13 protein-coding genes are annotated in these 12,924 nt (G+C 71.0%); 5 read left to right on the top strand and 8 right to left on the bottom strand.

Annotated features, from left to right (window positions below):
• Nucleotides 1-392 precede the first annotated feature (392 nt).
• On the top strand, nucleotides 393-1,715 hold the full coding sequence (locus tag D3P35_RS06625) for a replication-associated recombination protein A (protein ID WP_118133770.1): 1,323 nt from the start codon (nucleotides 393-395) through the stop codon (nucleotides 1,713-1,715).
• Nucleotides 1,716-2,070: 355 nt separating this feature from the next.
• On the opposite strand, the gene D3P35_RS06620 is transcribed toward D3P35_RS06625, so the two are convergent.
• From D3P35_RS06620 to crcB, 6 genes are read right to left on the bottom strand one after another with little or no spacing between them, the layout of a single operon-like run.
• A complete protein-coding gene (locus tag D3P35_RS06620) occupies nucleotides 2,071-3,216 on the bottom strand; it encodes an FAD-binding oxidoreductase (RefSeq protein ID WP_232830410.1) in 1,146 nt (381 codons plus the stop codon).
• Nucleotides 3,217-3,232: 16 nt separating this feature from the next.
• Nucleotides 3,233-3,715 (bottom strand): PaaI family thioesterase, encoded by a 483-nt coding sequence (locus tag D3P35_RS06615; RefSeq protein WP_118133766.1) that lies wholly within the window; start codon nucleotides 3,713-3,715, stop codon nucleotides 3,233-3,235.
• A gap of 32 nt (nucleotides 3,716-3,747) precedes the next feature.
• Nucleotides 3,748-4,461 carry an ATP12 family chaperone protein gene (locus D3P35_RS06610; RefSeq protein ID WP_118133764.1) on the bottom strand — a complete coding sequence of 238 codons (714 nt, stop codon included), beginning with the start codon at nucleotides 4,459-4,461 and terminating at the stop codon, nucleotides 3,748-3,750.
• Nucleotides 4,458-5,144 carry an HAD-IA family hydrolase gene (locus D3P35_RS06605; RefSeq protein WP_118133762.1) on the bottom strand — a complete coding sequence of 229 codons (687 nt, stop codon included), beginning with the start codon at nucleotides 5,142-5,144 and terminating at the stop codon, nucleotides 4,458-4,460. The genes D3P35_RS06610 and D3P35_RS06605 overlap by 4 nt, the downstream gene beginning before the upstream one ends.
• Nucleotides 5,141-6,181: an RluA family pseudouridine synthase gene (locus tag D3P35_RS06600; RefSeq protein WP_118133760.1), complete on the bottom strand. Its 1,041-nt coding sequence runs from the start codon at nucleotides 6,179-6,181 to the stop codon at nucleotides 5,141-5,143. The genes D3P35_RS06605 and D3P35_RS06600 overlap by 4 nt, the downstream gene beginning before the upstream one ends.
• Nucleotides 6,178-6,558: a fluoride efflux transporter CrcB gene (gene crcB, locus D3P35_RS06595; protein ID WP_232830409.1), complete on the bottom strand. Its 381-nt coding sequence runs from the start codon at nucleotides 6,556-6,558 to the stop codon at nucleotides 6,178-6,180. The genes D3P35_RS06600 and crcB overlap by 4 nt, the downstream gene beginning before the upstream one ends.
• Nucleotides 6,559-6,996: 438 nt before the next feature.
• Here crcB and D3P35_RS06590 point away from each other — a divergent pair, with 438 nt between their 5' ends.
• From D3P35_RS06590 to D3P35_RS06575, 4 genes are all read left to right on the top strand, one after another.
• Entirely contained in the window at nucleotides 6,997-8,016 is a 1,020-nt protein-coding gene (locus tag D3P35_RS06590) for an amino acid ABC transporter substrate-binding protein (protein WP_118133757.1), read from the top strand.
• Between the two features lie 188 nt (nucleotides 8,017-8,204).
• The gene (locus D3P35_RS06585; RefSeq protein WP_118133755.1) at nucleotides 8,205-9,461 is read left to right on the top strand and encodes an amino acid ABC transporter permease; all 1,257 of its coding nucleotides are present in this window, start codon (nucleotides 8,205-8,207) and stop codon (nucleotides 9,459-9,461) included.
• Between the two features lies 1 nt (nucleotide 9,462).
• The gene (locus tag D3P35_RS06580) at nucleotides 9,463-10,755 is read left to right on the top strand and encodes an amino acid ABC transporter permease (protein ID WP_118133753.1); all 1,293 of its coding nucleotides are present in this window, start codon (nucleotides 9,463-9,465) and stop codon (nucleotides 10,753-10,755) included.
• 10 nt (nucleotides 10,756-10,765) lie between these two features.
• The gene (locus D3P35_RS06575; RefSeq protein WP_118133751.1) at nucleotides 10,766-11,545 is read left to right on the top strand and encodes an amino acid ABC transporter ATP-binding protein; all 780 of its coding nucleotides are present in this window, start codon (nucleotides 10,766-10,768) and stop codon (nucleotides 11,543-11,545) included.
• A gap of 81 nt (nucleotides 11,546-11,626) precedes the next feature.
• Here D3P35_RS06575 and D3P35_RS06570 read toward each other — a convergent pair whose 3' ends face one another.
• On the bottom strand, nucleotides 11,627-12,142 hold the full coding sequence (locus tag D3P35_RS06570; protein WP_118133749.1) for a histidine phosphatase family protein: 516 nt from the start codon (nucleotides 12,140-12,142) through the stop codon (nucleotides 11,627-11,629).
• Between the two features lie 83 nt (nucleotides 12,143-12,225).
• The gene (locus D3P35_RS06565) at nucleotides 12,226-12,897 is read right to left on the bottom strand and encodes a ferredoxin (RefSeq protein WP_118133747.1); all 672 of its coding nucleotides are present in this window, start codon (nucleotides 12,895-12,897) and stop codon (nucleotides 12,226-12,228) included.
• Nucleotides 12,898-12,924 lie beyond the last annotated feature (27 nt).

Genomic DNA, 12,924 nt, shown 5'->3' with positions numbered 1-12,924 from the left:
CGGCAAGACGCGCCTCATCGAGGCGCCCCCAGCATTCGGCGGGCTTCCGCGCAGCCGCCAGCGACAGGCAATGTCCCGCAGGCGAGGTGCCCGCGTCCGGCCTCGTGGCATTCCGCGATTCCCGAGCCGCTGTCCCTCCCGCGCGGACTTGCCCGCCGTGCAGATGCGGATCGCTGCCGGTCCCCGAGCGCCCTGATTTCGGCCGGCCGGGACGGCCGCGTTGCGCTGTGCGTCACCACGGCGCGAACCCCTGCCGCCCATGCGCGGTCGCCGGCCGGGCGGCAGCTCGTCAGGCAGGAAGCCGGGCCCCCGCGCCCGTTGCTTCAGGGGGGCTGCTCGCGAGGCTCCCGCGCGGGCTTGCCAAGCGGGGCGCTCTGGCGCATGTGAAGGACATGGCTGACCTTTTCGATAGCGATCCCGCCTCCCGCCCCGCCGCCGCCGCGGCCGAGGGCCCGCGCCCGCTGGCGGACCGGCTGCGCCCCGCCACGCTGGCCGAGGTGATCGGGCAGGAGGACCTGCTGGGCGCGGACGGCCCGTTGGGCGCGATGCTCGCCTCGGGGCATCTCTCCTCGCTCATCCTCTGGGGGCCGCCGGGGGTGGGCAAGACCACGATCGCCCGGCTGCTCGCCTCCGAGACCGACCTCGCCTTCGTGCAGATCTCGGCGATCTTCACCGGCGTGCCGGAGTTGCGCAAGGTGTTCGAGGCCGCCCGCCTGCGCCACCAGCAGGGCCGCGGCACGCTGCTCTTCGTCGACGAGATCCACCGCTTCAACAAGGCCCAGCAGGACGGGTTCCTGCCGCACATGGAGGACGGCACCATCGTGCTGGTGGGCGCCACCACGGAGAACCCGTCCTTCGAGCTGAACGCCGCCCTGCTGTCGCGCGCCACGGTGATGGTGCTGCGCAGGCTCGACGCGGCGGCGCTCGGCGAGATGCTGGAGCGGGTGGAACGGGTCTCCGGCCCGCTGCCGCTCGACGCGGGCGCGCGCGACGCGATCCTCGAGATGGCCGACGGCGACGGGCGGGCGCTGCTCAACCTCGCCGAGCAGGTGATCGGCGCGCCTGATGTGCTGGACCGCGAGGCACTCACCCGCCGTCTCGCCCGCCGCGCGCCGCGCTACGACAAGTCCGGCGACGAGCACTACAACCTCATCTCCGCGCTGCACAAATCCGTGCGCGGCTCCGACCCCGACGCCGCGCTCTACTGGCTGGCGCGCATGCTCTCGGGCGGCGAGGACCCGCGCTACCTCGCCCGGCGGATCACCCGCATGGCGGTGGAGGACATCGGTCTCGCCGACCCCTCGGCCGCACAGCTCTGCCTCACCGCCTGGGAGGTCTACGAGCGCCTCGGCTCGCCCGAGGGCGAGCTGGCCCTGGCCCAGGCCGTGCTGCACCTCGCGCTCGCGCCGAAGTCGAACGCGGCCTACACCGCCTACAAGGCGGCGATGGACGCCGCCCGCCGCACCGGCTCCGAGCCGCCACCCAAGCACATCCTGAACGCTCCCACGAGGCTGATGCGCGACGTCGGCTACGGCGCCGGCTACCAGTACGACCACGACGCCGAGGACGGCTTCTCCGGCCAGAACTATTTCCCCGACGGCATGAAGCGCGGTGTCTACTACGTCCCGGTCGAGCGCGGCCATGAGCGCGAGCTGAAGAAACGCGTCGACTATTTCGTCAAGCTCCGCGCCCAGCGGATGAAATCCTCCGAGTGAGGCTCCCGCCGGGTGCGCAGTACCCGGCCCGGCCCAAAGGGGCGGTCACCGCCAAGTGGGGGCCACACGGGAGAACCCCGGCCGCAAGGCCCCTGGCGAGCGGAGGGGGAGCCCTCCCGTCCTGCGTCGACCCGCCCTCCGGGCGCGTCTCCTCCGGTGTGGGCCGGGCCGCGCGTGCCGCGCGGCGGTCGGGGAGGGTGCTCGATCCCGGGGAAGGGCGTGGTCTGCGGAGGGCATGCCGACCGGGCAACTGCATCGCCAGTTCCGCTCTCGGCGGGAACGGTTGGTGGCCGGGGCGGTCCGGGCGCGGGCCGTGTCCCGGACGCGGCATCGGAGCGGCCCGGCCCGCAGGGCTTCAGATCACGTTCAGCTCCACCACGCGCCGGCCCTCGGCGAGGCGGGTGGCGGCGAAGGCGGAGAGGTCGAGGGTGGCCCAGGCGCCGGTGAGGATCAGCTCGGCCATGCCGCGTCCCACCGCCGGGGCCTGTTGCAGCCCGTGCCCGGAGAAGCCGGAGACGTGGAACAGGTTGTCGAGCCCGGGCAGGGGGCCGAGCAGGGCGTTCTGGTCGGCGCGGTTCCAGTCGTAGTGGCCGGCCCAGGCGCCGGTGGTGCGCAGGCGCTCGAAGGCCGGCACCCGGGCGGCGAGCAGCGGCCAGACAGCCTCCTCGAACTGCGACCAGTCGGGCGCGAAGGCCCAGGGGTCGGCGGCCGGGGCGGGGGCCTCCATGCCGGCGATGAAGCCCGCGCCCTCGGGGCGGAACCACACGCCGCCGGGGTCGACCGTGAGCGGGGCGGTGGCGTTGATGTGGGCGCTGTCGGGCGAGGAGAGCACGAAGACCGTGCGCAGGTCGGGGCCCACGGGCAGCTCCTGCCCGGCCAGGGCGGCGACGGCGCCGGATTGCCAGCCGGCGGCGTTCACCACCATGTCGGCCGCGAGCCGGTCGCCGCTCTCCAGCCGCACGCCGGTGGCACGGCCGCCCGCGATGTCGATGCCGGTGACGGTGCCGTGCGCCCAGTCCGCCCCACGCGCCCGGGCGCCGGCGCGGAAGCCGCCGTGCAGCAGCGCGGGGTCGAACCAGCCCTCGTCGCGCCCCAGGGCGCCGAGGGCGATGCCTTCGGTGTTGAGCCAGGGGAAGCGGGCGGCGAGGGCCTCGGGCTCGAGCAGCTCGGTCGCCACGCCCTCGGCGTGTTGCAGGGCGGAGTTTGCCTCCAGCGTGGCGCGGCCCTCGGGGCGGGCGAGGATGAGGTAGCCACGGCGCTTCAGGCCCACGTCGACGCCGAGCAGCTCGGGCGCGGCACTCAGGAATTCCCAGCCGAAGCGGGAGAGGCGGATGTTCTCCACCGTGGAGTATTGCTGGCGGATCGAGGCCGCCGAGAGCATGGAGGAGGCGCGCGCCAGCGAAGGATCGCGCTCGATGACGGTGACCGCCGGCGCGTCGGCGCTGCGGGTGAGCCACCAGGCCAGCGAGGCCCCCATGATGCCGCCGCCGATGATGACCACCCGCCGCGCAATGGCCTCAGGCCTTCATCACGATGCAGGTGGTCGAGCCGGTGGCGTAGAGCCGGCCCTCCGCGTCTTCCATCCGCCCGTCGGCCACGCCGGTGGAGCGGCCTGCGTGATGGGCCTTGCCGATGGCGAACACCTCGGTGCCCAGCGGGATGGGGCGGATGATGTTCACCTTGTACTCGAGCGTGGTGTAGAAGGTGCCGGCCTTCAGGCAGGTCATCACCGCGCAGGCCATGCAGCTGTCGAGCAGCGCGCCGTACCAGCCGCCATGGACCGTGCCCATCGGGTTGGTGACCGAGAAATCCGGCGTGCCGGCGAACACCACCCGGCCCTCGGCCACCTCGGCCACGCGGAAGCCCAGCGTGCCGGTGATGGCCGGGGCAGGCAGGCGGCCCTCGACCATCTCGGTCATGATCTCGAGGCCGGAGAGGCGGGCATAGGCCTCGCGCGGCAGCAGGTCGGCCTCGGAGCGGGCGGTGAGCGGTGCGGTCATGGCCTCTGTCTGTCCCCCGTGATGCGCCCCTGTCAGGCGGCGAGCAGGGCGAGCATGTGCTCGGCCCGCAGGAAATCGGCGCGCTTCAGCGCGGCCTGGGCCTCGGCCTCGTCGTCCGAGCCCCATTGCTCACTCTGCCAGTCCTCGTCGATGCGCGACAAGGGCCAGGCGGCCTCGGCGGAAAGATGCCCCTCGGCCACCGCGAGCCCGATCACCAGCGAGCCGGAGAGCGACACGAGATCGGCGAGCGCGGTGAGGCGGAAGGGCGGGTGGCCGGCGACCGCCGCGGCAAGGCGCGCCAGTGCCTCGGGCGGCTGGGCGACATGCATCACCCCGGCCACCGGCGCGAGGCGGGCGCCGTAGGTGGCCTCCGCCCAGTCGAGCAGCGGGTCCCAGGCGGCGGCCTGGCGGGCGGCGAGGGCCTCGGGGCTCTCGGCGCGGTAGCACAGCAGGTCGGTGCCGCCGTATTCGGCCACCATCAGCGCCACCTCGTCATGGGCCGGGCCCACGCGGTCGAGCGTGGTGTTCGACAGCCGGGTGAGGGGCATGGAGGCGGGGTCGACGGTCTCGCCCTGGGCGTCCCACTCGGCGGCCACGGCCTCGGCAAGGGCGCGGGTGGGCAGCACCAGGGCCGCCTTGGCGGGGGTGCGGACAGGCCGGCCGTCGAGGGTGATGGCATGGCCGCCCTCGGCCTCCGCCACGCCCGCGGCCTTCCAGAAGCGCTTCGGGGCCCAGGCGGAGCTCATGCCGGCACCGCCAGGCGCTCCAGCGCCTCGTCGAGCGCGTCGTAATGGTCGATGATCAGCTCGGCGCCGGCCTCGCGCAGGCGGGAGACCGGGTGATAGCCCCAGCTCACCCCGATGGTGCGGAAGCCCGCCGCCCGGCCCATCGCGATGTCGAACTCCGTGTCGCCCACCATCACCGAATGCGCCACGTCGACGCCGGTCTCGTGCAGGCAGGTCTCCAGCATCGAGGGATGCGGCTTGGAGGGGTGCAGGTCGGCGGTCTGGGCGGTGGCGAAGAAATGCCCCAGCCCGTGGGCGTGGAACACGTGGTCGAGCCCGCGGCGCGCCTTGCCGGTGGCGACGCCCAGCAGGGTGTGCTCCTCGGCATGCAGCCGCTCGAGGGCCGCGCGCGCACCGGGGTAGAGCGGCGCCGCCGCCTCGCCGCCGGTCTCGGCGCGCAGGGCCACGAAGGCCTGCTTGTAGGCCTCGGTGAGCGAGAGCACCTCGGCGGGCGGCAGGCCGGGCACCATGGTGGCGATCGCCTCGGGCAGCGACAGGCCGACGATGGACAGCGTGTCCGCGTCGCTCGGCGCCGGCAGGCCGCCGAGGGCGAAGGCCCGGCGCATGGCCTCCTTGATGAGTTCCTGGCTGTCGATCAGCGTGCCGTCCATGTCGAAGACGACGAGGCGGAGGGGGCGGGTCATTCAAGCTCCTCGAACGGGTCGGCGGCGGCCTCTCGCGGGTCCCAGCCGAAGAATTCCCAGGTGCGGGCCATGTGCTCGGGCAGGGGGGCGGTGAAGGAGATGCGCTGGCCGGTCACCGGATGGTCGAGCGCGATGGAGCGGGCGTGCAGGTGCAGCTTGCGGCTCACCGAGCCGCCGAGCTGGGCGCCCCAGCCGTCGCCCTCGTTGGTCTGGCGGTTGGTGCCGTACTTGCCGTCACCCACCACCGGGTGGCCGATCTCGGCCATGTGGGCGCGCAGCTGGTGGGTGCGGCCGGTGATGGGGGCGAGCGCCACCCAGGCGGCGCGCTTCGCCGCCGCCTCGATCACGGTGTAATCGGTGGTGGCGCGCTTGGCGCCGGGGGTGGTGTCGATGTCGCGCGGGTGGATGCACACCATCCGCTCGGAATCGCCGCCCGATTTCACCAGCCCGAAGCGGATGGTGCCCGCCTTCGGATGCGGCGCGCCGGCCACCGCGGCCCAGTAGATCTTGCGGGTGGTCTTGGCGTGGAACCCCTTGGCGAGCGCCGCCGCCGCGCGCCCGGTGCGGGCCAGCAGGAGCACGCCGGAGGTGTCGCGGTCGAGCCGGTGGACGAGCTTGGGCGGCTCGCCGTCGAAGGCGAGCGCGGGGGCCATGCCGTCGATGTGGCGCAGGGTGCCGGTGCCGCCCTGCACCGCGAGGCCCGGCGGCTTGTTGAGCGCGATGAGGTGCTCGTCGCGCCACATCACGCAGGCGCGGATCATCTCGGCATCCGCGTCGGACACGGTGCGGCGCTGCGGGGCGGGGGCACCGTAATCGGGCTCCGGCGCCTCGTCGGGCAGGGGGGGCACGCGGATGGTCTGGCCGGCTTCCAGCCGCTGGCTGGACTTGGCGCGCCCGCCGTCCACCCGGATCTCGCCCTTGCGCAGCATCTTCTCGATGCGGCCCTGGTTCACCTGGGGGAAACGCTTGCGGAACCAGCGGTCGAGGCGCTGGCCGGCCTCGCCCTCGGGGATCTCGATCTGCTGCACACCGCTCATTGCGTACCCATCCTTGCAAGGGCCAGTCCGGCCATGAGACCACCCATCGACAGCAGCACGGAGCCGCCCACGTAGAACAGCGCCAGCGCGTGGCGCCCGCGCTCGAAGAGATATATGGCGTCGAGCGAGAAGGCGGAGAAGGTGGTGAACCCGCCGAGCAGCCCGGTCATCAGCAGGGGCGAGAGCCGGGCCCAGCCGCCGGGCATCCGCTCGGCCAGCACCACCGCCAGGACCCCCATCGCGAAGCTGCCGACGATGTTCACGAAGAACGTGCCGTAGGGGAAGCCCGTGCCGAACAGGCGCATCAGCACCGAGCCGGTGAGGTAGCGCAGCGTGGCGCCGATGGCGCCGCCGAGGGCAACCTGGAGAAGGATCATCGCAACCTGCCTTTCTCCCGCCTCTTCGCGCGCGCGCCCGCCCATGTCAAGGTAACCCGCCCGCCGCCGCTGCCGGGCGGGGCGAATCGGCCGCTCCGCAGCGGGAGCGGGGCATTGGCGGCAGCCCGGGGCCGCGGCGCCCGCGCGGCCCGGACAGGGGGCGAATCCGGCCCCGGCCCGGCCCTTCGCGCCGGGCGAAACCACCCGGCTGCGCCGGGCGGCGCTCTCACGCTGCCATAACAATAATCGATTGCGCCTATCACGGAAGCAAATAGATCAGCCGGACTGATTTGGCGGCTCGCGACGCCGCGTCCCCCTTGACGCCGATCCGCCGAAACGTTCAGAATCCCTGCCAGTAAGGTCAGCCGGGTCTGACCCACAACCGGACTGCAAGGTCCAGATACGGTCCGGACAGGGCCAACAGGGAAGAGGTAAGTTATGCAGAAATCCGTATTCTTCGGCACGATCGCTGCCGCCGGCCTGCTCGCCGGGATGGCGTCCGCGGCGACGCTGGAGGACGTGAAGGCCCGCGGAACGCTGAACTGCGGCGTCGCCACCGGCGTGCCGGGCTTTGCATTCACCGACGCTTCGGGCGAGTGGGACGGGTTCGACGTCGCCGTTTGCCGTGCCGTGGCCGCCGCCGTTCTCGGCGATGGCAAGAAGGTCAACTTCGTGCCGACCACCGGCAAGACCCGCTTCACCGCGCTCGCCTCGGGCGAGGTCGACATGCTGGCGCGCAACACCACCTGGACCTACTCGCGCGACGTGGACCTGAAGTTCACCTTCGTCGGCGTGAACTACTACGACGGCCAGGGCTTCATGGTGCGCAAGGACCTCGGGGTCACCTCCGCGAAGGAACTCGACGGTGCGACCGTCTGCATCCAGACCGGCACCACCACCGAGCTCAACCTGGCGGACTACTTCCGCATCAACGGCATGAGCTACGAGCCGGTTCCGATCGAGACCAACGCCGAGGCGCAGCAGAAGTATCTCGCCAACGCCTGCGACGTCTACACCACCGACGCCTCCGGCCTCGCCGCCACCCGCGCCACCTTCGAGACCCCGGCGGATCACATCATCCTGCCCGAGATCATCTCCAAGGAGCCGCTCGGCCCCCTCGTGCGCCAGGGCGACGACCAGTGGGCGGACATCGTGCGCTGGACCTTCAACGCCCTCGTGATCGCCGAGGAACTGGGCGTGACCTCCGCCAACGTGGTGGAGATGTCCAAGGCCCCGACCAACAACCCGGAAATCAACCGCATGCTCGGCACCGAAGGCGAGTACGGCGCGATGATGGGCCTCGACAAGGAATGGGCCGTGAAGGCGATCGCCGCCGGCGGCAACTACGGCGAGATCTTCGAGCGCAACATCGGCGAGAAGACCCCGATCGGCCTCGCACGCGGCCTGAACGCCCAGTGGACCCAGGGCGGCCTGCTCTACGCCCCGCCGTTCCGCTGATCTGATCCCGGACCAGGGCCGCGCCGCCGCCACGCGCAGGCGGCGCGGCCCGAGCTGGCCGCCCCCCCGCAACGCGGGGCGGCTCAGACACAACCGACCCTCACGGCAAGCGCAGGACCGGGACCAACCGGCCGCGACGGGGAGAGTGGGGTCGGCCTTATCCAGCCAGCGAGGGAGAACAGGGCGCCATGGCTGCAACAACGGACCCGCATTCTTCGGAGTCGTTCCGTCTCGGAATGCTCCTCTACGACACCCGATACCGATCCGTCACCATCCAGATCATCGCGCTCGTGCTGTTCATGCTCGCGCTCGGCTGGCTGGTGAGCAACACGATCAGCAATCTCGAGGCGCTGGGAAAGACCTTCGGCTTCGGCTTCCTCTGGACGCCGGCGGGGTATGACATCAACCAGCAGCTCATCGAGTACCAGAACACCGACAGCAACGCCCGGGCCGCCATGCTCGGCATCCTCAACACGCTGCTCATCGCGGTGATGGGATGTGTCACGGCCACGCTGCTCGGCGTCGTCGCCGGCGTGCTGCGCCTGTCCAACAACTGGGTCGTGGCCCGGCTGATGACGATCTACGTCGAGGGCTTCCGCAACGTCCCCGTGCTGATCTGGATCCTGATCTTCGCCGCCGCCATCAACGAGAGCCTGCCCGCCCCCAACGCCTTCCGGGGCGACGACGCGGAATCCTCGATGGTCCTCGGCTCCATGGCCTTCACCAACCGCGGCTTCTACGTGCCCGAGCCGCTGTTCTCGCGCAGCCTCGGCACGCTCGACATCGGCGGCTACTTCGGCATCAGCCTCGACCTCGTGCTCTTCGTCGCGGCCCTGGCCGCCGGCATCTGGGGGGCGAAGCGCCTCGGCGCCCAGGCCACGCGCAAGCAGGCCGCCACCGGCGAGCGCCCGCACACCTTCTGGCCCTCCGTCGGGCTGATCGTGATCCCGCCCGTGGTGGTGCTGGTGGCACTCGGCTTCCACCTCGGCTACCCGGAGCTCAGGGGCTTCAACTTCCGCGGCGGCATCCACATGCGCGACAGCCTCATCGCGCTCTGGCTGGCGCTCTCGCTCTACACCGGCGCCTTCATCGCCGAGATCGTGCGCGCCGGCATCCTCGCGGTGTCCCGTGGCCAGACGGAAGCCGCCAGCGCGCTCGGCATGCGCCCGTCCTGGACCATGCGCCTCATCATCCTGCCGCAGGCGATGCGCATCATCATCCCGCCGCTGATCTCGAACTACCTCAACCTCACCAAGAACTCCTCGCTCGCCATCGCGGTGGGCTACATGGACGCCACCGGCACCCTGGGCGGCATCACGCTCAACCAGACCGGCCGCGAGATGGAATGCCTGCTGCTGCTCATGGCCTTCTACCTGATCGTGTCGCTGACGATCTCGGTGTTCATGAACATCTACAACGAGCGCATGAAGCTGAAGGAGCGTTGAGATGAGCGACACGCAGTCCAACACCATCCGCTTCGTCGCCCAGACGCAGATCCCGCCCGCGCCGCCGCCGGCCTCCGAGACCGGCCCGGTGAAGTGGATGCGCGAGAACCTGTTCTCCTCCATCCCCAACGCCATCCTGTCGGTGATCTCGGTCGCGATCATCGTCTACGCGGTGGTGAGCATCGCGCCCTGGTTCATCCATTCGGTCTGGGTGGCCGACAGCCTGGCCCAGTGCCGCGAGATCGACACCGGCGCCTGCTTCGCGGTGATCAACGAGCGGTTCAACCAGTTCATCTTCGGCTTCTACCCCTCCGACGCCTACTGGCGGCCGATACTCGCCTTCCTGCTGCTCATCGTCGCCGCCGCGCCGGTGCTGGCCTCGCACCTGCCGCGCAGGCTGCTGGCCTTCACCGCGGCCTACCCGATGCTGTGCTACTTCCTCATCTTCGGCGGCTCGATCTGGGGCCCGCTGCTGGTGATGGCGAGCTTCCCGCTGGCCTTCTACGTGTTCCGCTTCGTGAACGACCACGGCGGGCCGCTGGGCGGGCTGCTGGCGGCCGCGGTGGCGCTGATCGTCTGGCTGATGTTCATCGTCGACCCGCTGAGCGGGCTGATCGCCGACCTCATCCCCATCGGCCTCCCCCGGGTGGAGACACGGCTGGTGGGCGGCTTCCTGCTCACGCTCATCATCGGCATCGTGGGCATCGCCGGCTCCTTCCCCATCGGCATCCTGCTGGCGCTCGGCCGGCAGTCGGGGCTGTTCATCGTGAAGACCATCTGCGTGGGCTTCATCGAGTTCATCCGCGGCGTGCCGCTGATCACGCTGCTGTTCGTGGCCTCGACCCTGCTCAACTACTTCCTGCCGCCGGGCACCAACTTCGACCTGCTGGTGCGCGTGCTCATCCTCGTGGTGCTCTTCGCCTCCGCCTACATGGCCGAGGTGATCCGCGGCGGGCTTGCGGCCCTTCCCAAGGGCCAGTATGAGGCGGCCGACGCGCTGGGGCTCGACTACTGGATGGCCACGCGGCTGATCATCATGCCGCAGGCCCTCAAGATCTCGATCCCCGGCATCGTGAACACGTTCATCGGCCTGTTCAAGGACACCACGCTGGTGTCGGTGATCGCGATGTTCGACCCGCTGGGGGTCATCGCCCCGATCCGCGCCGACCAGAACTGGAACGGCATCGTGTGGGAGCTCTACGGCTTCGTGGCGCTCTTCTTCTTCATCTGCTGCTTCGGGATGTCCCGCTATTCGCAGTATCTCGAGCGCAAGCTCAAGACCGACCATCGCTGAGGAAACCGCCATGGAAGCTGTTGCTGCCCCCACCACCAAGATGACGGTCTCCGACGAGGTGGCCATCCAGATCACCGGCATGAACAAGTGGTACGGCGAGTTCCACGTGCTGCGCGACATCAACCTGACCGTGAACCGCGGCGAGCGCATCGTCATCTGCGGCCCCTCCGGCTCGGGCAAGTCGACCCTCATCCGCTGCATCAACCGGCTCGAGGAGCACCAGAAGGGCTCGATCGTCGTCGACGGCACCGAGCTCTCCTCCGACCTCAAGAACATCGACAAGATCCGTTCCGAGGTCGGGATGGTGTTCCAGCACTTCAACCTGTTCCCGCACCTGACCATCCTGCAGAACTGCACGCTGGCGCCGATCTGGGTGCGCAAGATCCCCAAGAAGGAAGCGGAAGAGACCGCGATGCACTTCCTGCGCAAGGTGCGCATCCCGGAGCAGGCCAACAAGTATCCCGGCCAGCTCTCCGGCGGTCAGCAGCAGCGCGTGGCCATCGCCCGCTCGCTGTGCATGAAGCCGCGCATCATGCTCTTCGACGAGCCCACCTCCGCGCTCGACCCCGAGATGATCAAGGAGGTGCTCGACACGATGATCGAGCTCGCCGAGGAGGGGATGACCATGCTCTGCGTCACCCACGAGATGGGCTTCGCCCAGGCGGTGGCGAACCGGGTGATCTTCATGGACGCGGGCCAGATCGTCGAGCAGAACGAGCCGCGGGAGTTCTTCAACAACCCGCAGTCGGACCGCACCAAGCTGTTCCTGAGCCAGATCCTCGGGCACTGAGCCCGGCCGGCAGACACGCGAGGGGCCCCGCCTGCAGGTTCAGGCGGGGCCCCTTCGCGTTTGCGGCCGTGGCGGATGCGGTCAGACCAGCTCCTTGGGCACGGCGAAATCCTCGAACTGGCCGCTGTTGAAGCCGGTCTCGGCCCAGGGGCCGTCCCCGAAGCTCATCACCGCGATGCCGGCGGTGGGGAACTTGGTGAAGGCCCGGGCGCAGCGCGCCGGGGTCTCGCGGTTTGCCAGCCGGCGCAGGAAGCTCGCCAGCCCGGGCTGGTGGCCCAGCATGAACACGGTCTGCGCCGCGTCCGGGGCGCCGTGCAGCACCTCGAGCATGGTGGCGGGGTCGGCCATGTAGAGGCCGTTCTCGATCACCGGCTCGGGCACGGTGTCGAACTGCCGTGCCACGCGCGCCCAGGTCTCGGTGCAGCGCAGCGCGGGGGAGAGGAAGACATGGTCGGGGCGGAGGGCCCGCTCGGCCAGCCAGGCACCGGCGATCGGCGCAGCAAGTCGACCGCGCTCGTTGAGCGGGCGGTCCCTGTCCTCGAGCGTCGGATCGGCGACGGAGGACTTGGCGTGACGGATGAGAACGAGATGTTTCATGGCGCAAGGATGGCCCCAATTCGCTGCACTGCGTCAAGCGCCGGCTCGATTGTCCACAGGGTTATCCACAGGAAAGGACGTCATCAAACTGACGCAACATCGTCGCCTTCCGGGCCGCGGCGGGCGGCGAGGAAGGCTTTCATGTGATGTGCCGCCTGCGCGGGCAGGGGGGTGAAGCCGGCGCCCGCCGGGCAGGCATGCCGGGCCCGGCAGCCCCGCAGGAGGCAATCGGCCCCCGCCGGCCCGGAGATATGCGCCACGCAGGCCGCGACATCGTAGCCGCCCGCGCCGAAGGCCCCCACCGGGCAGGCGCTGCGGCAGGGCCGGGTGGGGCAGCGCGCGCAGGGCGGCTCGGGCGCGGGCGCCGCAAGCGCCACGGCCCCGCGGCAGGAAAGCCAGAGCCCGGCGCGCGGGTGCACCAGCAGGCCCGTCGGCGAGACGGCGGCCCCCGCGGCCTGCAGCCAGCGCAGGAAGGGCGGCCAGGGTGGCCCGTCGAAGGGAAAGAGCGCCGTGCCCCCCGCGCGCGCGGCGAGACCGCCCACCACCCGGCGCGACCAGCGGTCGAGCGGGTGCGGCCCGCCGTCCGCCGCCTCCGGGCTCGCGGCGAACACCGGCCAGAAGCGCGGCCCGTCCGGCTGCAGCAGCACGAGGCTGCGCGAGCCCGGCGGCACCGGCGCGCCTGCCCCCGGCGCCACGGGCCCGAGGGCCACGAGGCCGGAGCGCGCGGCGTCGGCGATGAGATCATCGGCTGTCATGCCCCGATCCTTTTCGCGCGGCGCGGC

The organism is Oceanicella sp. SM1341, assembly GCF_003448965.1.
In the GTDB taxonomy this organism is placed as follows: domain Bacteria; phylum Pseudomonadota; class Alphaproteobacteria; order Rhodobacterales; family Rhodobacteraceae; genus Paroceanicella.
This window is presented reverse-complemented; position numbering and strand designations above follow the sequence as displayed.